Origin of the sequence: Scandinavium sp. M-37, from assembly GCF_043558715.1 — a bacterium.
GTDB lineage: Bacteria > Pseudomonadota > Gammaproteobacteria > Enterobacterales > Enterobacteriaceae > Scandinavium > Scandinavium vulneris_A.
Genome location: NZ_JBIGIN010000004.1, coordinates 51,437 through 76,272, shown reverse-complemented (window position 1 = coordinate 76,272; position 24,836 = coordinate 51,437). Strand labels below are relative to the sequence as shown.

Annotated in this window: 26 protein-coding genes and 1 CRISPR repeat array; of the genes, 22 read left to right on the top strand and 4 right to left on the bottom strand. The window is 55.6% G+C overall.

The genetic code is table 11. From position 1 onward, the window contains the following. The first annotated feature begins 10 nt into the window (after positions 1 to 10). Genes cas3 through cas2e form a run of 8 tightly spaced genes read left to right on the top strand, consistent with a single transcriptional unit; the run spans position 11 to position 8,532 of the window. Positions 11 to 2,707, top strand: coding sequence for a CRISPR-associated helicase Cas3' (cas3, locus tag ACG0Z5_RS04940; RefSeq protein ID WP_394445801.1), 2,697 nt, complete (start codon positions 11 to 13; stop codon positions 2,705 to 2,707). Beyond that, positions 2,695 to 4,251, top strand: coding sequence for a type I-E CRISPR-associated protein Cse1/CasA (casA, locus tag ACG0Z5_RS04935; RefSeq protein WP_394445799.1), 1,557 nt, complete (start codon positions 2,695 to 2,697; stop codon positions 4,249 to 4,251). Before cas3 ends, casA begins: the two co-directional genes overlap by 13 nt. Then, a complete protein-coding gene (gene casB, locus ACG0Z5_RS04930; RefSeq protein ID WP_394445797.1) occupies positions 4,244 to 4,846 on the top strand; it encodes a type I-E CRISPR-associated protein Cse2/CasB in 603 nt (200 codons plus the stop codon). Before casA ends, casB begins: the two co-directional genes overlap by 8 nt. Positions 4,847 to 4,857: 11 nt before the next feature. After that, positions 4,858 to 5,916, top strand: a complete 1,059-nt coding sequence (cas7e, locus tag ACG0Z5_RS04925) for a type I-E CRISPR-associated protein Cas7/Cse4/CasC (RefSeq protein WP_394445957.1) — start codon at positions 4,858 to 4,860, stop codon at positions 5,914 to 5,916. 13 nt (positions 5,917 to 5,929) lie between these two features. Further along, the gene (gene cas5e, locus ACG0Z5_RS04920) at positions 5,930 to 6,661 is read left to right on the top strand and encodes a type I-E CRISPR-associated protein Cas5/CasD (protein WP_394445795.1); all 732 of its coding nucleotides are present in this window, start codon (positions 5,930 to 5,932) and stop codon (positions 6,659 to 6,661) included. Beyond that, the gene (cas6e, locus tag ACG0Z5_RS04915; RefSeq protein ID WP_394445793.1) at positions 6,661 to 7,314 is read left to right on the top strand and encodes a type I-E CRISPR-associated protein Cas6/Cse3/CasE; all 654 of its coding nucleotides are present in this window, start codon (positions 6,661 to 6,663) and stop codon (positions 7,312 to 7,314) included. Before cas5e ends, cas6e begins: the two co-directional genes overlap by 1 nt. Before the next feature lie 4 nt (positions 7,315 to 7,318). Then, positions 7,319 to 8,239: a type I-E CRISPR-associated endonuclease Cas1e gene (cas1e, locus tag ACG0Z5_RS04910; RefSeq protein ID WP_394445791.1), complete on the top strand. Its 921-nt coding sequence runs from the start codon at positions 7,319 to 7,321 to the stop codon at positions 8,237 to 8,239. Continuing rightward, positions 8,239 to 8,532 carry a type I-E CRISPR-associated endoribonuclease Cas2e gene (cas2e, locus tag ACG0Z5_RS04905; RefSeq protein ID WP_394445789.1) on the top strand — a complete coding sequence of 98 codons (294 nt, stop codon included), beginning with the start codon at positions 8,239 to 8,241 and terminating at the stop codon, positions 8,530 to 8,532. Before cas1e ends, cas2e begins: the two co-directional genes overlap by 1 nt. Positions 8,533 to 8,616: 84 nt before the next feature. Then, positions 8,617 to 9,622: a CRISPR direct-repeat array (repeat unit 29 nt; unit sequence GTGTTCCCCGCGCCAGCGGGGATAAACCG). Between the two features lie 78 nt (positions 9,623 to 9,700). On the opposite strand, the gene ACG0Z5_RS04900 is transcribed toward cas2e, so the two are convergent. After that, positions 9,701 to 10,741, bottom strand: coding sequence for an aminopeptidase (locus tag ACG0Z5_RS04900; protein WP_394445787.1), 1,041 nt, complete (start codon positions 10,739 to 10,741; stop codon positions 9,701 to 9,703). Positions 10,742 to 10,997: 256 nt separating this feature from the next. Here ACG0Z5_RS04900 and cysG point away from each other — a divergent pair, with 256 nt between their 5' ends. The 11 genes from cysG (at position 10,998) to pcm (ending at position 19,837) form a co-directional block, all read left to right on the top strand. After that, a complete protein-coding gene (cysG, locus tag ACG0Z5_RS04895) occupies positions 10,998 to 12,404 on the top strand; it encodes a siroheme synthase CysG (RefSeq protein ID WP_394445955.1) in 1,407 nt (468 codons plus the stop codon). A 23-nt stretch (positions 12,405 to 12,427) separates the two neighbouring features. After that, entirely contained in the window at positions 12,428 to 13,336 is a 909-nt protein-coding gene (gene cysD, locus ACG0Z5_RS04890) for a sulfate adenylyltransferase subunit CysD (RefSeq protein WP_394445785.1), read from the top strand. A gap of 9 nt (positions 13,337 to 13,345) precedes the next feature. Then, the gene (gene cysN, locus ACG0Z5_RS04885) at positions 13,346 to 14,776 is read left to right on the top strand and encodes a sulfate adenylyltransferase subunit CysN (protein WP_394445783.1); all 1,431 of its coding nucleotides are present in this window, start codon (positions 13,346 to 13,348) and stop codon (positions 14,774 to 14,776) included. Next, positions 14,776 to 15,381, top strand: coding sequence for an adenylyl-sulfate kinase (cysC, locus tag ACG0Z5_RS04880; protein ID WP_394445781.1), 606 nt, complete (start codon positions 14,776 to 14,778; stop codon positions 15,379 to 15,381). Before cysN ends, cysC begins: the two co-directional genes overlap by 1 nt. Before the next feature lie 42 nt (positions 15,382 to 15,423). Then, positions 15,424 to 15,750, top strand: coding sequence for a DUF3561 family protein (locus ACG0Z5_RS04875; protein WP_394445779.1), 327 nt, complete (start codon positions 15,424 to 15,426; stop codon positions 15,748 to 15,750). A gap of 151 nt (positions 15,751 to 15,901) precedes the next feature. Beyond that, positions 15,902 to 16,219, top strand: a complete 318-nt coding sequence (gene ftsB, locus ACG0Z5_RS04870; RefSeq protein ID WP_394445777.1) for a cell division protein FtsB — start codon at positions 15,902 to 15,904, stop codon at positions 16,217 to 16,219. A 20-nt stretch (positions 16,220 to 16,239) separates the two neighbouring features. Then, positions 16,240 to 16,950, top strand: a complete 711-nt coding sequence (ispD, locus tag ACG0Z5_RS04865) for a 2-C-methyl-D-erythritol 4-phosphate cytidylyltransferase (protein WP_394445775.1) — start codon at positions 16,240 to 16,242, stop codon at positions 16,948 to 16,950. Continuing rightward, positions 16,950 to 17,429 (top strand): 2-C-methyl-D-erythritol 2,4-cyclodiphosphate synthase, encoded by a 480-nt coding sequence (gene ispF / locus ACG0Z5_RS04860; protein ID WP_394445773.1) that lies wholly within the window; start codon positions 16,950 to 16,952, stop codon positions 17,427 to 17,429. The genes ispD and ispF overlap by 1 nt, the downstream gene beginning before the upstream one ends. Continuing rightward, complete coding sequence (gene truD, locus ACG0Z5_RS04855; protein WP_394445771.1) at positions 17,426 to 18,475, top strand: tRNA pseudouridine(13) synthase TruD; 1,050 nt, start codon at positions 17,426 to 17,428, stop codon at positions 18,473 to 18,475. Before ispF ends, truD begins: the two co-directional genes overlap by 4 nt. After that, positions 18,456 to 19,217, top strand: a complete 762-nt coding sequence (surE, locus tag ACG0Z5_RS04850; RefSeq protein WP_394445769.1) for a 5'/3'-nucleotidase SurE — start codon at positions 18,456 to 18,458, stop codon at positions 19,215 to 19,217. The genes truD and surE overlap by 20 nt, the downstream gene beginning before the upstream one ends. Next, positions 19,211 to 19,837: a protein-L-isoaspartate O-methyltransferase gene (gene pcm, locus ACG0Z5_RS04845; RefSeq protein ID WP_394445767.1), complete on the top strand. Its 627-nt coding sequence runs from the start codon at positions 19,211 to 19,213 to the stop codon at positions 19,835 to 19,837. Before surE ends, pcm begins: the two co-directional genes overlap by 7 nt. Positions 19,838 to 19,941: 104 nt before the next feature. On the opposite strand, the gene ACG0Z5_RS04840 is transcribed toward pcm, so the two are convergent. Beyond that, positions 19,942 to 20,073: a peptidase gene (locus tag ACG0Z5_RS04840; RefSeq protein ID WP_394445953.1), complete on the bottom strand. Its 132-nt coding sequence runs from the start codon at positions 20,071 to 20,073 to the stop codon at positions 19,942 to 19,944. Between ACG0Z5_RS04840 and nlpD the strand changes: the two genes are divergently transcribed. Both nlpD and rpoS read left to right on the top strand, forming a co-directional pair. After that, a complete protein-coding gene (nlpD, locus tag ACG0Z5_RS04835) occupies positions 20,015 to 21,127 on the top strand; it encodes a murein hydrolase activator NlpD (protein WP_394445951.1) in 1,113 nt (370 codons plus the stop codon). The genes ACG0Z5_RS04840 and nlpD overlap by 59 nt on opposite strands. A 58-nt stretch (positions 21,128 to 21,185) precedes the next feature. Further along, entirely contained in the window at positions 21,186 to 22,178 is a 993-nt protein-coding gene (gene rpoS, locus ACG0Z5_RS04830; protein WP_394445766.1) for an RNA polymerase sigma factor RpoS, read from the top strand. Between the two features lie 77 nt (positions 22,179 to 22,255). Here rpoS and ACG0Z5_RS04825 read toward each other — a convergent pair whose 3' ends face one another. Further along, a complete protein-coding gene (locus ACG0Z5_RS04825) occupies positions 22,256 to 22,633 on the bottom strand; it encodes a DUF4440 domain-containing protein (RefSeq protein WP_394445764.1) in 378 nt (125 codons plus the stop codon). Next, positions 22,630 to 23,838, bottom strand: coding sequence for an MFS transporter (locus ACG0Z5_RS04820; RefSeq protein WP_394445763.1), 1,209 nt, complete (start codon positions 23,836 to 23,838; stop codon positions 22,630 to 22,632). The genes ACG0Z5_RS04825 and ACG0Z5_RS04820 overlap by 4 nt, the downstream gene beginning before the upstream one ends. A gap of 107 nt (positions 23,839 to 23,945) precedes the next feature. On the opposite strand from ACG0Z5_RS04820, the gene ACG0Z5_RS04815 reads away from it, so the two are divergent. After that, positions 23,946 to 24,836: a LysR family transcriptional regulator gene (locus tag ACG0Z5_RS04815; RefSeq protein ID WP_394445762.1), complete on the top strand. Its 891-nt coding sequence runs from the start codon at positions 23,946 to 23,948 to the stop codon at positions 24,834 to 24,836.

Here is a 24,836-nt window from a genome sequence, read left to right as displayed (position 1 = left end):
TGTAGGGTGAATGGGCAATTGCGCGTCGTATTTTATGTATTGGGGTAAAACGGCAGATAAGGCGTGTTCTTCAGGATCGGTTTATCATTTACTGCCCTGGCATCATTTAGATGTCGCTGCCTGCGGCTGGCAGATGGTGTTGCAAAATCGCTTCCATGCTGCTGATATATTCGCGGAAATTGGATTTTCACGAGAAGAAGGGGCCCGCTGGTTCGCTTGGTTTCTGGGCATTCACGATCTGGGTAAATTCTCCCGGGGCTTTCAGCAATTATATGCTCATGCCAGCCCGGACTTAGTGCTCCCAGTCAACGGTAAAATATACAGTGAGCGTCATGATTCATTAGGCTACTGGTTGTGGTGCGACTTCCTGCTTCCACGCTGGAGAGAAGACAATTCTTGCGCCTTGCCCGCCAGTAATAACAAAATCAATGATAAACGCACCCTTGATGTCTGGCTAAAAATAGTCACCGGCCATCATGGCAAACCGCCGACAGGCCAGGTAAAAGGCAATCTGGCTTTTACTCAGGAAGATAAAATTGCCGCTGAACGTTGGGTGGCAGAACTAGGGCATTTATTCGGTCTTAGTCATTTCCCGGAATGTTTCAGTGATAAAAGCTGGCGTAAAAAATTACAGCAACAAAGCTGGGCGTTGGCCGGATTAACCGTGCTTGCAGACTGGCTGGGATCAAACCCCCTGCACTTTCCCCTGGTCAGTACGGTTATGCCTACTGGTAAATACTGGCAGAGAGCATTGGAGCAGGCGCAGCAGGCTCTGTCGCTGCTACCTGATGCTTCACCAGTCCGCCCCTTCGATTCACCACACACGCTATTTCCCTTTATTGAACACTTCACCCCGTTGCAGCAAAAAGCGCTATCGGTGGACATCTCCGCGCCAGGCCCACAGCTGTTGGTGCTGGAAGACGTTACCGGCGCAGGCAAAACGGAGGCGGCGATGATTCTGGCGCATCGGCTGATGTCTGTGGGTAAAGGTGACAGTCTGTATGTCGGATTACCGACGATGGCGACCTCCAATGCGATGTTTACGCGCCTGGCGCACTCTTATCGCGCATTGTTTGAGCAAACGGCTCATCCCTCGCTGGTCCTGGCGCACGGCGCCAGACAGATGTCAGTGGCATTTAACCATTCCCTGTGGAGTGAGGATGTTGACGGGCAAAGTGATTACCAGCCGGGTGAAATCGCCGCGAGTAGCGCCTGCAACCGTTGGTTTGCCGATTCACGTAAAAAATCCCTGCTGGCCGAAGTCGGTGTCGGAACGCTGGATCAGGTTCTGATGGCCGCGATGCCCTTTAAACATCAGTCATTACGCCTGCTGGGGTTGTACGGCAAAATTCTGATTCTGGATGAAGTACACGCTTACGATGCCTATATGGTGCGTTTATTAGAAGGATTGCTCACCTTCCATGCGGCTCAAGGCGGGAGTGCGATCGTTCTGAGCGCGACCTTGCCATTATCGTTACGGCAAAAATTACTGAATGCCTTCCAGAAAGGCTGCGGTGCGGAACTTCCTGTACTCAACCCGGACGCGGGCTATCCCTGGTTTTCTCATTTAACGTCGCAGGGGGTGCAGGAAAGTTTTACCCCAACCCGTCAGGAGGTTACGAGAAGTGTGGCCGTCGACTGGCTGATGGAGACCCAACAGGCCCTCGAACTTATCGAGTCATCGGCGGGTGAAGGTCACTGCCTGTGCTGGATCCGTAATACGGTTGATGATGCAACCAACGTATATCGTCAGCTACGCCAGCGCAGCAATATCCCCCCTGAAAACCTGCTGCTGTTCCATAGCCGCTTTGCGTTTACCGACCGCATGGAAATTGAAAACCAGGCGCTGGAATGGTTTGGCAAAGAAAGTACGGTAGAGCAGCGAAGGGGCAAGGTGTTAATCGCCACCCAGGTTATCGAGCAGAGTCTTGATATTGACCTGGATGTCATGATCAGCGATCTCGCACCGATTGATTTACTCATTCAGCGTGCCGGGCGCTTGCAGCGCCATCAGCGCGGGCCACGACGGGCTCCCACTCTGCATATTCTTGCCCCCGACTGGCAACCAGATGCCAAACCTGGCTGGCTTGGTGAAACCCTGCGAGGGACAGGTGCTGTGTATGCCGACCATGCCTGCCTGTGGCGAACACAATCCGTATTACATGAAAAAGGGGTAATCCGGATGCCGGATGATGCCCGCGAACTAGTGGAAAGCGTCTATGAGGAGTGGATCCCAGCCCCGGATGGCTTACAGCGGATCAGCGACACGGTGTTCGGCTTGAAAGCCAGTGAAAAGGGAGCGGCGGCACAGATGTTGCTCGACCGCGATACAGGCTATGACCGCAACGCTAGCGATTTTTTGTGGAGCGATGAGGTGGAGCTCTCTACCCGGCTTAGCGAGAAAAACGTCGATCTCTATCTGGCGTGGCAGGATCTCTCGCCCTACGCCGCTGGGCCTGATTTTGCCTGGGAGAAAAGTCGTCTCTCCGTCCGCATACCTCTGTGGGAAAAAATTGCCGCAGAGGCACCGCACTTGCACGGGGATGAGCTGGAGCGTTTTCGTGAAAAAATTCGTAACCCAACCGCGCAGGTGTTGTTGCTGACGGGGGAGGAGGGATCCGCGTTCTACAGCCGCGTCTGGGGGTTGTCTAACCCAGATGATGATCCAAAGGGAAAATCTATGCAGGAGAATCTATGTTTTCCTTAATAAAAGACCCCTGGCTGCCCGTGCTGGATAGCAACGGGCAGCGCAGGAAAATTTCGCCACGGGAACTGGCGGATAACCAAATTATTGATCTGGCCTGGCCCAGACCGGATTTTCAGGGGGCGGGCTGGCAACTTCTTATTGGCATGCTGCAAACCGCGATGGCACCGGAAGATGAGGAAGAATGGGAGGAAGTTTGGGAGCAAGGACTGGACGCGCAAAAGTTACATCAGGCGCTGACGCGTATTGAACACGCTTTTCACTTTGGCCCGCAGAAACCCGCCTTTTTGCAGGATTTTTCGACGCTGAGCGTAGAGCCTTCCTCTGTTTCGGGGTTGTTGATTGATTCGCCGGGCGGCAATACCCTCAAACTGAATAAAGACCATTTCGTAAAACGCAGTTGCTATCAGCATTTTTGTCCTCATTGCACGGCGATGGCGCTGTTCACCGTGCAAACCAATTCTCCTGCGGGTGGGGCGGGTTTTCGAACCAGTATGCGGGGTGGTGGGCCAATGACCACGTTGCTGGAGCCTGCTGAAGAGAATGTGCCTTTATGGCGGAAACTTTGGCTTAACGTGATGCCATCCAGTGATAACTGGCAAGAGCAACACTTACCACTGATCTTTCCCTGGCTGGCTGAAACCCGCAGTAGCGAAACGGCAAAAAATATTACCACTCCCGAGAATGCGCATCCGTTGCAGGCATATTGGGGTATGCCGCGTCGCCTTGAAATTGATTTTGACCATCAGCAGAGCGGCTGTTGTGATTTATGCGGTGAGCATAGTGACAACTTACTCAGTCAAATTCGCAGTAAAAATTATGGTGTGCAATATGACGGCTGGCTGCATCCCTTTTCTCCGTATCGTCAGGGTCTAAAAGATGCCAGCGCACCATTGTTACCGCTAAAAGGGCAGCCTGGTGGCCTGGCTTATAAGGACTGGCTGGGGCTGGTTATCACGTCGGAAGATAAACTAAACCGCACGCTTCCAGCCCAGGTGGTTCGCCGTAATCCCCTTCCGCGGCAGACTCGTTTGTGGTGCTTTGGTTTTGATATGGATAATGCCAAATCTCGCTGCTGGTACGAGCATCATCTGCCTGTCTCGTCGCTCACTCAGGAAGGCGAACTGAAAGACCTTCTGCAATTGGCTGTTGAGCTGGCGCAAAACGCCCTGTCTCTGTTGAAACTGGCTTTAAAAGAAGCCTGGTTTGCCAGCCCGAAAGAGGCGAAAGGTGATTTTAGCGCCATTGATATCGCTTTCTGGCAGCAAACAGAGGCGGAATTTCGCACGCTCTGGCAGCAGCTGAGTCTCTACCCATCCAGCGCAATGCCTCAAGCGCGTGAGGCATTGCGCCACTGGCAAACCGCAATACGTGATTACCTTTTTACTGCCTTCGATGCACGGGCGTTCACCAATCCGGATGAAACCGCGGATTTATGTCGTGTCTTAGCCGCCCGCCTGGCATTGCATAAAAACATCAGTAAGCAAAAAAGCCATAAACAGTTACTGGCAATAATGTGCGATCGAGAGGAGACGGAACATGTCTGATATGGATACCAGCAGGCCCGTGATATTTATCGGGCAGGCTGCCGCCGGTGAATTAAGGCGTTGGTACAGCTATTTACAGGAACGCTATCACCATGATGGGGGAAATGGCAGAGCCTGGCGCGCGGAATTACGTCGCAGCGCTCAACCTTACGGGGCGTTAACGTCTGATGGTTTCCAGTCCCTGCTGAATGCCTTACACAGCAAATTGCATTTTGAGCAAAGCGACACGCTGGCGCTGGCTATATTCGCCAGCGTGGCGGCTCACGCCCGCAGAGATAATTCGCAAGCGTGTTTCGCCCGACAACTGGGGGAAGTGAATAAAAGCACGCCATACCTTTCCCGTTTGCGCTTTGACCGTTTACTGGCGGTTCGCACCCCGGCTGAACTCTGTAGTCAGCTAACGCGCGCAGTAAAGCTGCGTGGCGACGAAGGGGTCAACGTGGTGTCGCTGGCCGACGGGATTTTTCTGTGGATGCGTGAATGGCATGCGCGGGAACAATGTCTGCCCGCGCAAAGCGATCCTTTCAAGCGCATCAGTGTGCGCTGGGCCAGTGATTACCTTCAGGCAAAAGAAAAAGTTTCTGTTAAAAATTAAGGACAATAATGATGACTACATTTATTCAGCTACATCTGTTAACCGCCTATGCACCCGCCAATTTAAACCGTGATGATACCGGCCGTCCAAAGACGGCGATGATGGGGGGCGTCGAACGTCTACGAATTTCATCACAAAGCCTGAAGCGGGCCTGGCGCACCTCAGAAACATTCCAGTGTGCATTAAGTGAGTACATCGGCACCCGGACTCGCCGCTTTGGCCGGGAAATTTTTCAGGCACTGCGCAAGGGAGATGTTGCTGAAAAAAGCGCGTTGACCATCGCGGCAAAAATTGCGGAACAGTTCGGGAAATTAAAAGCCGATAAGAATGCAAAATCGCCGCTGGATAATCTGGATATTGAGCAGCTGGTGCACCTGAGCCCGGAAGAGCAGCGGAAAACAATGCAACTGGTTGAGGTGCTGATCGCCGAAAAACGTGAACCCAGAGATGACGAATTAAAACTGCTGCGCGCCGATGTTCAGAGTGTGGATATTGCCTTATTTGGCCGGATGCTGGCGTCTGCCCCTGGCTTTAACGTTGAGGCGGCGTGCCAGGTGGCTCACGCGTTAGGGGTGAGTGCGGTCACCGTCGAAGAGGATTTCTTCACCGCTGTGGACGACTTGAATCGTAAAGAAGAGGATGCAGGCTCGGTTCACATGGGGGAGCAGGGGTTTGCATCGGCACTGTTTTACAGCTACGTCTGCATAAACCGCGATCTGCTGCTGGATAATCTGAACCATGATGAAGCGCTGGTGGCGAAAACCGTTCGCGCGCTGACGGAAACCGCCCTGACCGTTTCGCCGACCGGTAAACAAAATAGTTTTGCTTCGCGGGCGTATGCCTCTTATGCCCTGGCCGAGCGCGGAACGCAGCAGCCTCGCGCGTTGTCGGTCGCCTTCTTTAATCCGGTACGGGGCGAAGATCAGCAGGCTCAGGCGATTGCCCGGATACAGCAGCAACAGCAGAAATTTGCCCGCGTGTATGGGCAAAAAAGCGATGAGCGCTGTTATGAAATGAACGTGGAATCAGGCGAAGGTTCGCTTCAGGCTCTGCTGGATTTTGTCAGCTAGTCAAGGAGTGACCATGTCCCGATATCTGGTTTTTCAGCTCTATGCCCCTTTAGCGTCATGGGGAGAAGCGGCGATTGGCGAAGTGCGTCATACGGCGGCGTTGCCCAGTCGTTCTGCCTTGCTTGGCCTGCTGGCTGCCGCGCTGGGGATAAAACGCGAAGATGAGTCGTGCCTGCAGACATTTAATCAGCATTATCGTTTCGCCATCCGACCCCTGTCGAACGATGAGCAATGGCTACGAGATTACCACACGGTCCAGGTGCCAAAAGAAAACCGCAAACGCCATTACTACACCCGACGAGATGAGCTGACGCAGGCTCCTGAAGAAGTGGGCACTATGATTACCTCTCGTGAGTATCGCTGTGATGCTTACTACCATATTGCTGTGCAGGAAACATCCGGGGCTCCTTTTAGTCTGGAGGCAGTGGCTCAGGCGTTGGTGTATCCGGTGTTTGCACTATATCTGGGGCGTAAAAGTTGCCCTCTTGCGTTACCGCTGGCGCCCGTCATTCTCAATGGCTCACTCGCGGCTGTATTCCGCCAGGCAGAGCAGGAAGAGTATGGGCTGTTATGCCCGGAGCTGAGCCTCATCACGCATGACCAAAAGTGGTGTGTATGGGAAGGGCAGCATGAGGGGGTGACTGAGGTGGCGACGGTGCAACGCAACGACCAGCCACTGAGCAAATTGCGTTGGCAGTTCACCACGCGACAACAGCATTCTGGCTACCTCAGGGAGGAAGAATAATGTTTTTCTCACGCGTCATGCTTGATCAAAACAAACTCACGCCTGCAATGTTACAGAAATGGCAGCAGACCCGCTCTTACGCCAGCCATCAGTGGCTATGGCAGCTTTTTCCCGAGCAGCAGGAACGGCGCTTTTTATTCCGGCATGAACCAACACCTTCAGGTGCCTGTTTTTATCTCCTTTCTGATATTGCTCCGCAGATTGACCACAACATGTTTAACGTTGAGACAAAACCATTCCAGCCGCAGCTTGTGGAAGGGATGACGTTGGCTTTTTCCTTACGGGCCAATCCGGTCATCACGCGCCAGGGTAAACGTAGTGACGTCATGATGGATGCGAAGTTTCAGGCAAGGCAAAAAGGACTCGAACCGACGGAATACGCAATCCAACAAGTCATGGCGGCAAAGGCATGGTTAAGTGCGCAGTCGGATAAGCATGGTTTTTCCGTTAATGAGCGTGACATTGAGGTGGTTAGCCATCAGCAGCAACGTTGTCAGCGTAAAGAGGGGGAACGACCAATATGTTTCACCAGCGTTGATTTCAGCGGGCTGCTTCGGGTGACCAATACAGAACTATTTTTAACCCTGCTACGTAAAGGCATAGGGAAGAGCAAAGGTCTGGGATGCGGGCTGATGCTGATCAGAAGGGGATAATGCGATGACCTACATACCGCTTTCCCCGATCCCCATCAAAGACAGGACGTCCATGATCTTCCTTCAGTATGGGCAGATCGACGTTATTGACGGGGCGTTTGTCCTGATCGATAAAACCGGTATCCGCACGCATATCCCGGTGGGATCGGTGGCGTGCATTATGCTCGAGCCGGGAACGCGGGTGTCACATGCAGCTGTTCGTCTGGCGGCGACGACCGGAACATTGCTGGTGTGGGTAGGCGAGGCGGGGGGCCGGGTTTATGCCAGCGGCCAGCCCGGTGGAGCGCGATCGGATCGCTTATTGTATCAGGCAAAGCTGGCTCTTGATGAAGATCTGCGCCTCAAGGTGGTACGTAAGATGTTTGAACTGCGTTTTGGTGAGCCAGCCCCGAGTCGGCGATCGGTTGAGCAATTACGTGGGATCGAAGGTGTCCGGGTTCGCCAGACCTATGCGTTGCTGGCAAAGCGATACGGCATCAAATGGCACGGGCGACGTTATGATCCCAAAGACTGGGAAAAGGGGGATACGGTTAATCAATGTATTAGCGCGGCAACCTCTTGTTTGTACGGGATAACCGAAGCGGCGGTGCTGGCGGCAGGGTATGCCCCTGCGATTGGTTTTGTGCATTCCGGTAAGCCTCTGTCGTTTGTCTACGATATTGCCGACATCGTGAAGTTCGACGGCGTTGTCCCTATGGCCTTTGAAATAGCGGCCAAGAAGCCTCACTCCCCTGATAAGGACGTCCGCCTTGCATGCCGGGATGTATTCCGCAGCCAGAAAACACTCGCGCGTTTAATCCCGTTGATTGAAGAAGTCTTAGCCGCGGGAGAAATTGCGTTGCCACAACCGTTTGAAGATGCGCAGCCTCCGGCCATTCCCGAACCAGTGTCTCTGGGCGATACGGGTCATCGGGGCGGAGGGTAATGAGTATGTTGGTCGTCGTTACTGAAAATGTCCCTCCGCGATTGCGCGGTCGGTTAGCGGTATGGTTGCTGGAAGTCCGTGCTGGCGTCTATGTCGGAGATGTTTCACGTAAAGTCCGAGAAATGATCTGGCAGCAAATTCAGGTCCTGGCGGATGACGGAAATGTTGTCATGGCCTGGGCGGTGAATAATGAGTCGGGATTTGATTTTCAAACTTGGGGGGTAAATCGAAGGATCCCGGTGGACCTTGATGGCTTGAGGTTGGTTTCGTTCCTGCCTGTTGAAAATCAATAAGTTATGGCTCTTTAAAAATCTGAAAGTTGTGGTGGATTTTATTGGTGCTAAAAACCTTATATAGATCAGTTATATAATTTAAGAGTGTTCCCCGCGCCAGCGGGGATAAACCGTGGTTTTGTGAAATCGTGGGTTCCTATCCCTGCGTGTTCCCCGCGCCAGCGGGGATAAACCGCTGCCTGGGGCGCGTGCAATCAGTGATACGTAGTGTTCCCCGCGCCAGCGGGGATAAACCGGTGATTATGGAATGCCAGAGGGGTATTTGGATGTGTTCCCCGCGCCAGCGGGGATAAACCGCCGATTTACATGTATGCAAATGATGCCCGTTCGTGTTCCCCGCGCCAGCGGGGATAAACCGTGCGCCCGGCGCGGATGCGTTCCTGTTCTTCTGTGTTCCCCGCGCCAGCGGGGATAAACCGAGCCTCAATATCACCACGCACTTCTTCAGTGAGTGTTCCCCGCGCCAGCGGGGATAAACCGGGGGGACCAGTGTCGCGAATATGTCGGTTGAGGTGTTCCCCGCGCCAGCGGGGATAAACCGACGGGCGATTACGTGCGTTCCGTCCTGCATATGTGTTCCCCGCGCCAGCGGGGATAAACCGGCAGTCGCAGAACGTAAGCCGAAGAAAACAGCGTGTTCCCCGCGCCAGCGGGGATAAACCGTCTTCGCGCAACGAGGCTCCGGCCTGGTAGGCGTGTTCCCCGCGCCAGCGGGGATAAACCGTCGTATGTGTCTGCGGTCAGCATGTAACGTCCGTGTTCCCCGCGCCAGCGGGGATAAACCGGTTTTTTGGGCCCTGCCCGCGAAATGAATAAAGTGTTCCCCGCGCCAGCGGGGATAAACCGGACTTTAGGATTGACCATGGCTACCACTTACAGTGTTCCCCGCGCTAGCGGGGATAAACCGTTCTGACCATCAAAGCACAGTGAATCAAAACCGTGTTCCCCGCGCCAGCGGGGATAAACCGGGCTACATCGTATGCGATGGGGTGCTGTGCAAGTGTTCCCCGCGCCAGCGGGGATAAACCGGCACCAGGTTGGCGGCGCTGAGTGAGTAATCAGGGTTCCCCGCCCCTGCGGGGATAAACCCCATTCACCTCCACCCGCGGACCAAAAAAAAGGCCGGTGATTTCTCACCAGCCCTTAACTTTATGCGGATTGCGGGACGTTATTTTCCCGCTTTCGCCAGTTCTTTCATCAGCGGCAGCATGATGTTCACCACGTCACGACCGCGATGTTCGATGCGGCCCGGCAGGGCTTTGTCGATGTATTGCAGGTTGTCGAGACGCACGTTATGCCAGCTGGTTCCATCCGGGAAAGAGCGCGTTTTGGCACGCTGCTGGAAACCGTCTTTTTTGCCCAGTGACCAGTTGGTGGCTTCGACGGACAGCACCGGAATACCCGCGTTATCAAACACCTCTGCATCGTTACAGCAGGCGGTGCCTTTCGGGTAATTGGCGTTCAGGCCCGGGTTGATGGCGGCCTGAATCCCATGACTGTGGGCAATCTTTAACGCCCGATCGCGGGTCAGTTTGCGCACCGAGGCGGGCGTCGATTTGCCGCTGTTAAAGTAGAGTTTGTCGCCGACCACCAGGTTATCGAGGTTGATAACCAGCAGCGTATTCTTTTTCTCTTCTGCGCTCATGCGCTTGAGCAGGTTATCTGCGCCCAATTTGCCTTCTTCTTCACCGCTGGTGGCAATAAAGCGAATGCTGTATTCGGTCGGGATATTCTTTAAGCGTTCTGCCAGTTCCAGCATCACGCCTACGCCCATCGCGTTGTCGTCGATGCCCTGCAGCGTCAGACCGCCGAGATTCTGTTCCACATCGCTATCGCTGTGCGGGGCGTAGGTATCGAGATGCGCCATGACGATAATTTGCTGGCTGGCTTTGCCTTCATGCGCCGCGATAACCGTGCTGCCGGTGACTTTATGCCAGTTCTGACGCTTGTCCTTGCTGGTATAAATGTAGCGACTGTTAAAAGTACGAATATCGCTTTCGTAGCCCATTTGCGCAAATTGCTGGCGAACGTAATCCGCCGACAGCATTTCAGCCGGGCTGCCGGTCATGCGGCCAGGAAAGTAGGTGGCGATATAACGTGCTTGCTGGTTGGCAATGGCTCCGGCGGGAACCGATGCGGCAAAAGACGAGGCCGTAAAACATGCACCCAACGCCAGAGGTAGCAGGCGACGGCACAAGGCGGAGAACATAACGTATCCTTACTTGAAAACTAACGGGTATCGGAATAATTGGCGATACAGTATGAAACTGTGACCGATTTAACACAATTTCATTTCTTCCTAAACCGGCGAAATATCACGCGTTAAGCACTTTTTAGCATTTGCATTTCTGCGCTGTTATTCCTTTGCGGAACTACTCATTCCATTTCGTAATTTCATTTGCTCATAGCCTCCCCCTATAGTCCCCCTATGCTGAATGTGAAAGAGTTGTAACCCCGTGGACTATTTGCCTGTTTTTGCCGCTGTGAAAGGCCGCCCGGTACTGGTTATCGGCGGTGGCGTCGTTGCCGCCAGAAAAATCGTGCTGTTATTACGCGCGGGGGCAAAGGTGCGCATTGTGGCCCAGCAGCTCTGTGCCGAACTGGCCGAACTCGCCGAACGGCAACTGATTGAGTGGCTGGCGACAGAGTTTGACGAAGCCCAGATTGACCCGGTGTTTCTGGTGATTGCCGCCACCGATGACAGCGAACTGAATCAGCGCATTTTCGCGGCGGCGGATACCCGTCAGCGTCTGGTCAACGTGGTGGATAACCAACCGCTGTGCTCATTTATCTTCCCGTCGATCGTCGATCGTTCTCCACTGATGGTGGCTATCTCCTCCAGCGGCACCGCCCCGGTGCTGGCACGCTTGCTGCGTGAAAAAATTGAAGCGTTATTGCCGACCCATCTCGGGCGGATGGCGGCCACAGCCAGCTACTGGCGGCATCATATTCAGACCCGTTTACGGACCATCGAAGAGCGTCGTCGCTTTTGGGAGCGAGTGTTTACCGGCCGTTTTGCCAGCCTGATGGGCGCGGGGAACGAGACCGCCGCACAGCAGGCGCTGGAAGATGAGCTGAATGCACCGCAGCGCCTGATGGGTGAAATCACGCTGGTAGGCGCCGGGCCGGGGGATGCCGGGCTTCTGACGCTGCGCGGGCTACAGGTCATCCAGCAGGCCGACGTGGTGTTTTACGATCATCTGGTGAGCGAGGGTGTGCGTGAACTGGTGCGCCGCGACGCGGAGATGATCTGTGTCGGTAAACGCGCGGGCACCCACAGCGTGCCGCAGCACGAAACCAATCGCCTGCTGGTGGAAGCCGCGCTGGCCGGGAAAAACGTGGTACGTCTGAAAGGCGGTGACCCGTTCATTTTTGGTCGCGGCGGTGAAGAGTTACAGGCCGCCGCCGAAGCGGGCGTGCCATTCCAGGTGGTGCCGGGTGTGACCGCAGCGGCGGGCGCGACGGCCTACGCGGGCATTCCGCTGACCCATCGGGATCACGCCCAGAGCGTGACCTTTGTTACCGGACATTACAAAGCCGACAGCACGCCGTTTGACTGGGCGCATCTGGCCCAGAGCGGGCAAACGCTGGCGATTTATATGGGCACCATGAAGGCCGCAGAAATCAGTCAGCAACTGATTGCTCATGGCCGCGACAGCCAAACGCCGGTGGCGGTGATCAGTCGCGGCACGCGCGCCGATCAGCAGGTGACCGTTGGCACATTACAACAACTCGAAAGCCTCGCGAAAGACGCCCCGATGCCAGCTCTGCTGGTGGTGGGGGAAGTGGTGCAACTGCATCACCAGCTCGCCTGGTTTCAACACAATCAACAGCAGGAGGGGTTTAACTCTTCTGTGGTGAATCTGGCTTAGCCCAGGCCTTATAAGGAACGGTTATGGACCATAAACGACTCACTCACCTGCGGCAGCTGGAGGCGGAAAGCATCCACATTATCCGCGAGGTGGCGGCAGAATTTTCCAATCCGGTGATGATGTACTCCATCGGCAAAGATTCCAGCGTGATGCTGCACCTGGCGCGTAAAGCGTTCTATCCTGGCACGCTGCCGTTCCCGCTGCTGCACGTGGATACCGGCTGGAAATTCCGCGAGATGTACGAGTTCCGTGACCGCACCGCGAAGGCCTACGGCTGCGAACTGCTGGTGCATAAAAACCCGGAAGGCGTGGCGATGGGGATTAACCCGTTCGTTCACGGCAGCGCCAAACATACCGACATCATGAAAACCGAAGGCCTGAAGCAGGCCCTGAACAAGTACGGTTTCGATGCGGCATTCGGCGGGGCACGACGTGATGAAGAGAAGTCGCGCGCCAAAGAGCGGATCTACTCCTTCCGCGACCGTTTCCACCGTTGGGATCCGAAAAACCAGCGTCCGGAACTGTGGCACAACTACAACGGCCAGATTAACAAAGGCGAAAGCATCCGCGTGTTCCCGCTCTCCAACTGGACCGAGCTGGATATCTGGCAGTACATCTATCTGGAAAATATTGAAATCGTGCCGCTGTATCTGGCTGCACCGCGCCCGGTACTGGAGCGCGACGGTATGCTGATGATGATCGACGACGATCGGATCAATCTGCAGCCTGGTGAAGTCATCAAGCAGCAGATGGTGCGCTTCCGTACCCTCGGCTGCTGGCCGCTGACCGGCGCGGTGGAATCGAACGCGCAGACGTTACCGGAAATTATTGAAGAGATGCTGGTGTCGACCACCAGTGAACGACAGGGCCGCGTGATTGACCGCGACCAGGCAGGCTCCATGGAGCTGAAGAAACGCCAGGGTTATTTCTAAGGAGCCGCCATGAACACAACGATTGCACAACAGATTGCCGATGAAGGCGGTGTGGAAGCGTACCTGCACGCTCAACAGCATAAAAGCCTGCTGCGTTTCCTGACCTGCGGCAGCGTGGATGACGGCAAAAGTACCCTGATTGGTCGCCTGTTGCACGATACTCGCCAGATTTATGAAGATCAGCTCTCTTCCCTGCACAATGACAGCAAACGTCACGGCACCCAGGGCGAGAAGCTTGACCTGGCACTGCTGGTGGATGGCCTACAGGCCGAACGCGAGCAGGGCATTACCATCGACGTGGCGTATCGCTATTTCTCCACCGAGAAGCGCAAATTTATTATTGCCGACACCCCGGGCCACGAGCAGTACACCCGCAATATGGCGACCGGGGCATCGACCTGTGATCTGGCGATACTGCTGATGGATGCGCGTAAAGGCGTGCTCGACCAGACCCGTCGCCACAGCTTTATCTCCACGCTGCTGGGTATCAAACACCTGGTGGTGGCGGTGAACAAAATGGACCTGGTGGCATACAGCGAAGAGACCTTCAACGAGATCCGCGATGCCTATCTGACTTTTGCCGGGCAACTGCCGGGCGAACTGGATATCCGCTTCGTGCCATTGTCGGCGCTGGAAGGGGATAACGTCGCCAGCCAGAGCGATAAAATGCCGTGGTACAGCGGCCCGACGCTGCTCGAAGTGCTGGAAACCGTGGAGATCAAACGGGTGGTCGAAAGCCAGCCGCTGCGCTTCCCGGTGCAGTACGTCAACCGTCCAAACCTCGATTTCCGTGGCTATGCGGGCACGCTGGCCTCCGGCACCGTGAAAGTGGGCCAGCGCCTGAAAGTGCTGCCGTCCGGTGTGGAATCCGCCGTGGCGCGCATCGTCACGTTTGACGGTGACCTACAGGAAGCCGCCGCCGGGGAAGCCATTACCCTGGTGCTGAAAGATGAGATTGATATCAGTCGTGGTGATCTGCTGGTCGATGTGAGCGCAACGCTGCCTGCGGTGCAACGTGCCAGCGTGGACGTGGTATGGATGGCGGAGCAGCCTGTCCAGCCGGGGCAAAGCTATGAAATTAAAATCGCGGGTAAGAAAACCCGGGCACGCGTGGACGCGATTCAGTATCAGGTGGACATTAACAACCTGACGCAGCGGGAAGTGACCAGCCTGCCGCTAAACGGCATCGGACTGGTGGAGTTGACCTTTGATGAACCGCTGGTGCTCGACAAATATCAGCATAACCCGGTCACCGGGGGGCTTATCTTTATCGACCGTTTAACCAACGTCACGGTCGGGGCAGGGATGGTTCGCGAGCCGCAGCAGGACGCCATTACCGCCGTTAACGGTGACTTCAGCGCATTTGAACTGGAGCTTAATGCCCTGGTTCGCAAGCACTTCCCGCACTGGGGCGCTCGTGACCTGCTGGGAGGCAAGTGATGGCCCAGCATGACGAAAACGTCGTCTGGCACGCGCATCCAGTGACCCAACAACAGCGCGAACAACTTCACGGTCACCGTGGGGTTGTGCTGTGGTTTACCGGGCTTTCGGGCTCGGGAAAATCCACGGTAGCGGGGGCGCTGGAGGAAGCGCTGCATCGCCTGGGCGTCAGCACCTATCTGCTGGATGGGGACAATGTGCGCCACGGGCTGTGCAGCGATTTAGGCTTTAGCGACGATCACCGCAAAGAGAACATCCGTCGGGTCGGGGAAGTGGCAAAGCTGATGGTTGATGCGGGGCTGGTAGTACTGACGGCGTTCATTTCACCTCATCGCGCTGAACGCCAGATGGTACGCGATCGCGTGGGTGCCGAGCGTTTCGTGGAAGTGTTCGTCGACACGCCGCTGGCAGTGTGCGAAACGCGCGATCCGAAAGGGTTATACAAGAAAGCGCGCGCCGGAGAACTGCGTAATTTCACCGGAATTGACGCGGTGTACGAAGCTCCGGAAAAGGCAGAAATTCACCTCGATGGTGAACAATTGGTAACAAATTTGGTTAACCAATTATTAGACCTGCTGAGACAGGGCGATATTATCAGATCCTGAGACCGGGCCGGTTTTCCGGCTTGTCAGGAAACAGGATTTGATATGCGCCATACCCAGAACATCACGATTACTCGCACAGAGCCCATGAGTACCGATACCGAAGAGACCACCTGGTCTCTGCCCGGTGCGGTCGTGGGTTTTGTCGCGTGGCTGTTAGCGCTGGGTATTCCCTTCCTGCTTTACGGCAGCAACACGCTGTTCTTCTTTCTCTATACCTGGCCCTTCTTTCTGGCACTGCTGCCCGTTTCGGTGGTGATTGGCATTGCGCTGCATTCACTGATGAACGGCAAACTCCTCTACAGTATTGTGGTGACGCTGATAGCGGTTGGGGCGCTCTTTGGCCTGCTGTTTCTGTGGCTGTTGGGCTAACCGTCTACGGATGTATATTCGTTTCTATCGAGACCTACGACTCGACGGGCAAAATGTGGTACATTCCCCGCGATACGCGGCATCGTCCGCAGGCCGGGGTAGAGCACTCCGGCACGATATGGGATGATGATGCCGTTTTTCAGGGGGCTGGATGGGTAAATTAACACTGCTATTGCTGGCCTTGCTGGTCTGGCTACAGTACTCGCTGTGGTTCGGCAAGAATGGTCTCCATGACTACAGTCGCGTCAATGAAGACGTGGCGGCCCAGCAGGCAACGAATGCCAAACTTAAAGCGCGCAACGATCAGCTTTTCGCCGAAATTGACGACCTTAACGGCGGCCAGGAAGCTATCGAAGAACGTGCTCGCAACGAACTCAGCATGACTCGCCCAGGCGAAACCTTCTACCGTCTGGTGCCGGATGCGTCTAAACGCAATCAGGCTCAGAGTTCGGGGCAGAACAATCGATAAACACAAGCCAGGATAACCGCATGGCAACCACTTTTCCGGGCGTTTGTGCCGTGGTGCCGGCAGCCGGTTTTGGCCGCCGTATGCAAACGGAATGCCCGAAGCAATATCTCTCAATCGGTAACAAAACGATTCTCGAACACGCGGTCGCCGCTCTGCTGGCGCACCCGCGGGTTGAACGCGTCATTATCGCTATCAGCGACGGTGACGTGCGTTTTCAGCAGCTCCCGCTCGCCAATCATCCGCAGGTCACCGTCGTTGAAGGTGGTGCCGAACGCGCCGATTCCGTCCTGGCCGGGTTGCGGGCTGCGGGTGATGCGCCATGGGTGCTGGTCCACGATGCCGCGCGTCCGTGCCTGCATCAGGACGATTTGGCGAACTTACTGGCGCTGAGCGACACCAGCCGCGTCGGCGGGATCCTCGCCGCCCCGGTGCGGGATACCATGAAACGTGCCGAGCCCGGTAAAGAGGCGATCGCCCATACCGTCGACCGAACTGACCTATGGCACGCCTTAACGCCGCAGTTTTTCCCCCGAGAACTCCTTTTTGACTGCCTCACGCGAGCGCTCAATGAAGGTGCGACCATCACCGATGAGGCCTCGGCGCTGGAATATTGTGGCTTCCACCCACAGCTGGTCCCCGGCCGGGCTGATAATATTAAAGTGACCCGCCCGGAAGACCTGGCGCTGGCAGAATTTTACCTTTCCCGTTGCGGACTTCAGGAGCAGGCATAATGCGAATTGGACACGGTTTTGACGTACACGCCTTCGGTGGCGAGGGCCCGATTATCATTGGTGGCGTGCGCGTGCCATACGAAAAAGGCCTGCTGGCCCATTCCGATGGCGACGTGGCGCTGCACGCGCTGACCGATGCGCTGCTCGGCGCGGCGGCGTTAGGCGATATCGGCAAGCTGTTCCCGGATACCGACCCGGCCTTCAAGGGCGCGGACAGCCGCGAACTGCTGCGTGAAGCCTGGCGTCGTATTCAAGCCAAAGGCTACACGCTCGGTAATGTCGACGTTACCATCATCGCCCAGGCACCAAAAATGCTGCCGCACATCCCACAGATGCGCGTGTTTATTGCCGAAGATTTAGGTTGCCACATGGATGACGTCAACGTGAAGGCGACCACCACCGAGAAGCTTGGCTTTACCGGACGCGGCGAAGGCATCGCCTGCGAAGCGGTGGCTCTGCTGCACAAGGTGCACCCATGATTGGTTTTGATGAGCTGACCTACCTGCACGGTAAGCCGCAGGGGCAGGGGCTGCTGAAGGCCAACCCGGAAGACTTTCTGGTGGTCGAAGATTTAGGCTTTGCGCCGGACGGTGAGGGCGAGCATCTGCTGGTGCGGATCCTCAAAAACGGCTGTAACACCCGTTTTGTGGCCGATGCGTTGGCGAAATTCCTTAAAGTACATGCCCGTGAAGTGAGCTTTGCCGGGCAGAAAGACAAACATGCGGTTACCGAACAGTGGCTGTGCGTCCGTCTGCCAGGCAAAGAGATGCCGGATTTAAGCAAGTTTGAACTGGAAGGCTGTCAGGTCCTGGAATATGCCCGCCACAAGCGCAAGCTGCGCCTCGGGGCGCTGAAAGGCAACGCGTTTACGCTGGTGCTGCGAGAAGTCAGCAACCGCGAAGACGTGGAAACGCGCTTACACGCGATTAGCGACCAGGGCGTGCCGAACTATTTCGGCGCACAGCGGTTTGGCATTGGTGGCAGCAACTTGCAGGGCGCGCTGCGCTGGGCACAGAGCGATGCGCCGGTACGCGATCGTAATAAACGCAGTTTTTGGTTGTCGGCAGCCCGCAGTGCGTTGTTTAATCAGTTGGTCAGCGAGCGTTTAAAAAAACCGGACTTTAATCAAGTTGTTGACGGCGATGCGCTACAATTAGCGGGACGCGGGAGCTGGTTTGTGGCAACGGATGAAGAAATGCCCGAACTTCAGTCCCGGGTTGATAATCGCGAGCTGATGATTACCGCCTCGCTGCCCGGCAGCGGTGAGTGGGGCACGCAGCGTGCGGCACTGGAATTTGAGCAACACACGCTGGCGGAAGAATCGCTGTTGCAGTCGTTATTGCTGCGCGAAAAAGTCGATGCAGCGCGGCGAGCCATGCTGCTCTACCCGCAACAGCTGAGCTGGAACTGGTGGGATGACGTTACCGTTGAGGTGCGTTTCTGGCTGCCGGCAGGCAGTTTTGCCACCAGTGTGGTAAGGGAACTTATCAACACAACAGGTGATTATGCGAATATTGCTGAGTAACGATGATGGGATCCATGCGCCGGGGATCCAGACCCTGGCGAAGGCCTTGCGCGAGTTCGCCGAGGTTCAGGTTGTTGCACCCGATCGTAACCGCAGTGGGGCGTCTAATTCGCTGACCCTGGAATCCTCTCTTCGTACCTTCACTTTCGACAACGGTGATATCGCCGTGCAGATGGGCACCCCAACGGACTGCGTGTTTCTTGGGGTCAATACCCTGATGCGTCCGCGTCCGGATGTGGTGGTTTCCGGGATCAACGCCGGGCCCAATCTGGGCGATGACGTTATCTATTCCGGTACGGTGGCGGCAGCGATGGAAGGCCGACACCTCGGTTTTCCGGCGCTGGCCGTTTCGCTGAACGGATATACCCATTACGACACGGCGGCGGCGGTGACCTGTTCCATCCTGCGTGCATTAGCGCGTGAACCACTGCGCACTGGGCGTATTCTTAATATCAACGTCCCAGACCTGCCGCTGTCAGAAATCAAAGGCATTCGCGTGACCCGCTGCGGTAGCCGCCATCCGGCGGATAAAGTGATCCCTCAGCAGGATCCGCGCGGTAACACGCTCTACTGGATAGGGCCGCCGGGCGAAAAATGTGATGCCGGGCCGGACACCGATTTTGCGGCCGTCGACGAAGGCTACGTTTCCGTCACGCCTCTGCACGTTGATTTGACCGCTCACAGCGCCCAGGAGGTCGTCTCCGGCTGGCTGGAACGTGTGGGAGTTGATGTGCAATGGTAAGCAAACGCGTACAAAGTCTTCTCAATCAGCTGCGTAATCAGGGGATTATGGACGAGCGTGTACTCGATGCCATTGCCCATGTGCCACGCGAAAAATTTATTGATGAAGCCTTTGAACACAAAGCGTGGGAAAACGTCGCGCTGCCAATCGGTCAGGGACAAACCATCTCGCAGCCTTATATGGTGGCGCGAATGACCGAACTGCTTGAACTGACCCCGGAATCACGGGTGCTGGAAATTGGCACTGGCTCGGGCTACCAGACGGCGATTCTGGCGCATCTGGTGCACCATGTGTGCTCCGTTGAGCGGATTAAAAGTCTGCAATGGCACGCCCGGCGTCGTCTCAAGCAGCTTGATTTACATAATGTTTCAACTCGCCACGGCGATGGATGGCAGGGATGGCACGCCAGAGCGCCATTTGATGCCATTATTGTCACCGCGGCGCCGCTGGAAATTCCGGCCGCGTTGATGTCGCAGCTGGATGAGGGCGGCATTCTCGTTTTACCCGTCGGAGAGGAACATCAGGTTCTTAAACGTGTTGTACGACGGGGTGACGAATTTATCATCGATACCGTGGAAGCGGTTCGCTTTGTGCCATTAGTGAAAGGCGAGCTGGCGTAATACAGGAGTTTTCTTGTTTCTTTCGATACGCATTTTGGCGTAGGGTGAGCGCACTTTTTTTGTGTGATCACCGTCACTTTTTACGATTTATACGACACTGATAGTTAACACATTCCTGGGGGATAAATGAGCACGGGAAGCCCAAAATTCACCGTTAGTCGCATTGCGGCTTTATCACTGGTTTCACTTTGGCTGGCAGGATGTACCTCGTCCAACAATGCGCCTGCTCCGGTCAGTTCTGTGGGCGGCTCTTCGTCCAGCACCGACTCCGGAATGTTGATTACGCCGCCATCAAATATGGGCACCGCGCCGCAGTCGCAGCCGGTACAAACCGCGCCAGCTCAGCCGCAGATCCAGTCTGCTCAGCCACAGGTCCAGGCCACGCAGCCGGTTGCGACCGCACAGCCAACCGCCGCCGAGCCAACCGTTCAGATAGTGAATGGTCATGCGGTCTATAACCGTAAATACGGTGATATTCCAAAAGGCAGCTATGCGGGCGGCAGCACCTATACCGTCAAGCGCGGCGATACCCTGTTCTATATTGCCTGGGTTACCGGCAACGATTTCCGCGATCTGGCGCAGCGCAACAACGTAGCCGCACCTTACGCGCTGAACGTGGGTCAGGTGCTGCAAGTGGGCAACGCTTCAGGCCAGCCGATCACCGGAAATAACGCCGTAGCACAGGCTAGCGAGCAGGCCAGCACCGCCTCGAGCGGATTAGTCTCAAAACCTGCACAAAATTCCTCCGCAGTGGTTGCGTCGCAACCAACAATTACGTATTCTGAGGATTCAGGTGAACAAAGTGCTAACAAAATGTTGCCTAACAATCAGCCTGCGACTACGGTCACAGCGCCTGTTACGGCCCCAGCTGTCAGCACAACCCAACCGACTGCAAGCAGTACGTCTACCAGTTCGCCGATCTCTTCCTGGCGCTGGCCGACTGACGGCAAAATCATCGAAAACTTTAGTGGCGGCGACGGCGGCAACAAAGGTATCGATATTGCAGGCAGTAAAGGACAGGCTATCGTCGCGACCGCAGATGGACGCGTCGTCTATGCCGGTAACGCACTGCGCGGTTACGGTAATCTTATTATCATCAAACACAACGATGATTACCTGAGCGCCTACGCCCATAACGATACGATGCTGGTCCGGGAACAACAAGAAGTGAAGGCGGGGCAGAAGATAGCTACCATGGGTAGCACCGGAACCAGTTCAACACGCTTGCATTTTGAAATTCGTTACAAGGGGAAATCCGTCAACCCGCTGCAGTATTTGCCGCAGCGATAATTTGGCGAAACAACCGTGAGGTGTGTTTCGTCCAGGGATCACGGGTAGGAGCCACCTTATGAGTCAGAATACGCTGAAAGTTCATGATCTAAATGAAGACGCGGAATTTGATGAGAATGGAGCAGAGGTTTTCGACGAGAAAACCTTAGTAGAAGAGGAACCCAGTGATAACGATCTTGCTGAGGAAGAACTGTTATCTCAGGGCGCCACACAGCGTGTGCTGGATGCGACTCAGCTTTACCTTGGGGAGATTGGTTATTCCCCACTGCTAACGGCCGAAGAAGAAGTTTATTTCGCACGACGTGCGTTGCGTGGTGACGTTGCTTCCCGCCGCCGGATGATTGAAAGTAACCTGCGTCTGGTGGTGAAAATTGCTCGTCGGTACAGCAATCGTGGTCTGGCTCTGCTGGACCTGATTGAAGAGGGCAATCTGGGGCTGATTCGCGCGGTCGAGAAATTCGACCCGGAACGCGGATTCCGTTTCTCGACTTATGCTACCTGGTGGATTCGTCAGACTATCGAACGGGCAATTATGAACCAAACCCGTACGATTCGCCTGCCAATCCACATTGTCAAAGAGCTCAACGTTTATCTGCGTACCGCACGTGAGTTATCCCACAAGCTGGATCACGAGCCGAGTGCAGAAGAGATTGCTGAGCAGCTGGACAAACCGGTTGATGATGTAAGCCGTATGCTTCGTCTCAACGAGCGCATTACCTCAGTCGACACCCCGCTGGGTGGCGATTCTGAAAAAGCGCTGCTGGACATCCTGGCCGATGAAAAAGACAACGGCCCGGAAGATACCACGCAGGACGATGATATGAAGCAAAGCATCGTCAAATGGCTGTTCGAACTGAACGCCAAACAGCGTGAAGTGCTGGCACGTCGTTTCGGTTTACTGGGGTATGAAGCTGCAACGCTGGAAGATGTTGGCCGTGAAATTGGCCTGACTCGTGAACGCGTTCGTCAGATTCAGGTTGAAGGTCTGCGTCGCCTGCGTGAAATACTGCAGGGTCAAGGACTGAGTATCGAAGCGCTGTTCCGCGAATAATTTCCGCGAGTAAAATAGTTTCCCATCAGAAAGGCCTGTCATTGCGACAGGCCTTTTTCTTTTGTGTCTTCAGACAACTATGCCTGCGTGGTTTCGTGCAGGTGACGCCACTGAATGTTATCTCCCGCCAACTGAAAGATAACCGTCGACCAACGCAATGAGGCCGGTTGCTGAGGCAGGTTTTGTCTTTCGCAATAACGCAGCGCGGCACCGCCTGGCCACTCAGCCAGCAGCGCAATATTGTCGACCGTAATCTTCAATCCGCCACGCGTCCCGCCCTGGGCGCGAAAGAACTGACACAGTGCGGCATGATCGAGACTGACCCCGCCGGGGGTGACCATCGTGAAGTCGGGGCTAAAACGGGCCAGCAGGGCATCGATATTACCCTCGCCGCGGCCCAGCCAGTTTTCGATAGCGATATGGGCGTCAATGATTTCGGTCGTCCAGCGATTCATGGTTTTTCCTTTTGCAGGTTAAAAATAACGGTTTGATTATCGAGCCGTAGCGCACTGAATAACGGCAGCAGGGTAATGGCGGCGGCGACAATAAAGGTCCATCGCCAGGCGTCCACTGACGGAAGTACAGCCTGTAACGCACTCAATAGCCCGGACAGCAGGGTCGCACCCAGCAAGAAACTCATCTGCCGATTGATATTCCACAGCGCGCTGGCATCCGGCATATCGTGCCGGGTGATATTCAGAAAGGCACTGCTTTGCGCGGTGCTGCTGCACAGGCTGCCGCCTGCACCCATCAAGGCAAAAATAGCGATCAGCATGGCGTGTGGCGTAGCGGGTGTAACGACGGTCAGACAGAATATCCCCATCGCCTGCAGCACGCCGCCGACCATAATCAGCGATCGCGGCCCGAGGCGGTTGAAGTATTTTCCGGTAAAGGAGATCGCCAGAAACGATGCTATTGACCACGGTAGCATCAACCCGCCTGCTGCGGCAGGCGTCATATGGGCGACGGTCTGCAAATAAAACATGCCGATGATGCTGACCCCGATAAACATGCCCGGCACACATAGATAGACCCCCATCGCAAAGCGTAACAACGGATCGCGCAGTAACGAGAGATGCAGAAAGCGGCCTGATTGCGCCGGAGCCGGTTCGTCTTTCAACCACAACCAGGCGAGCACCAGCGTCACCATTGCCACGGGCAGCGTCGCGAAGAATATCCAGCGCCAGCTGAGCGACTGCACCAGCATCCCGCCCACCGCCGGGGAAAATGCCGGGGCCAGCAGCGCCACGAGCATCACGGCGGCAGAAATTTTGGCCCGCTCATGAGGCTTAAACTGCTGCCAGGTCAGCGCCTGGCCGACAGGAATCAACAGACCTCCGCCCAAGCCCTGAACCACTCGCCAGGCTATCAACCCGGGGAGCGACTGCGAAAAGCCCGCCGCCGTTGCGGCAAAGGCGAAAATGACCAGTGACAAAATGAATAACCGGCGAGCGCCGAGCGCCCGGGTCAGCCTGGCGCTGAATGGGATAACCAGCGTAAGCCCGACGATGTAGCCATTGCTGACCCATGCCAGCGCCGATGCTGAGGTGTGTAAGGTTATCGCCATCGCCGGGAAGGCGACGCTGGCAATAAACATGTTGATGAGGTCGAGAAAAAAGCCCAGCAGGTACACTGTGGCTACTTTGTTGCGATACGTCATTCGAGATCCTCCAGAAGGAGCGCTACTGTATCTTCCGCCAACAGGCGGATAAACGACGTAAATAGCGATACACTGTCAAAATAATTTTGACAGTCCTGCAGGTTTTTATGCTCAATTTACAACGCGTCACGCTGTTTGCTGCGGTGGTCGATACCGGAAGTTTTACCGCTGCCGCCGCCGCGCTGGGGCTGACCAAAGCGGTGGTCAGCTTCAATGTTCGCCAACTGGAAAACGAGCTTGGCGTTACACTTCTTTTACGCTCAACCCGGCGTCTGACGCTCACGGAGGCGGGGAGCGTCTTTTATCAGCGTGGCGTTGAGCTGCTGAAAGCAGCGGAAAACTTGCAGGACGATGTCCGGGGCAGCCATCTGGGATTAAGCGGGGAATTACGCATCACCAGCACCCCGGAATATGGTGCGCGGGTGGTTATCCCGGTGCTGGCGAAGTTCAGCCAGTTGCATCCGGCTCTGCGGGTGCGTCACGTGGCGTCGTCCTATCATGCTGATTTAATATCAGAGCGTTTTGATGTCGCAATTCGCCTGGGCGCCCTGGCAGATTCGCGTTATCACGCGGCATTGATTTCCCGATTTGCGATAGTGCCCGTCGCGGCCCCGGCGTGGCTGGCGAAGCATCCGCAGGGTTCTCTGGAGGCGCTTGCACAGGCTGACTGGATTATTCATGAGCGTTTACAGAATGCACTTTCATGGCCGCTGACGGATGCCCAGGGTGAAAATGTGTCGCTGGAAATAACAAAGAGTGCCCGACTCTCAGCCGACAGTGCCCAGGCATTGCTGGCGTTTGCGCTTGCCGGATGCGGCGTGGCGTTGTTGCCGGAATGGCTGGTGGAAACAGAGCTGGCGGAAAAGCGACTGGTGCAGGTGTTGCCGGAGTATCGTTTTCCCCTGCAGGGAATTTATGCGGTCTACCCGGATGCCCGCCATGTCTCGGCGAAAGTGCGTGCCTTTATAGATTTTCTGCGCCAAAGCGTGGGGGAATAA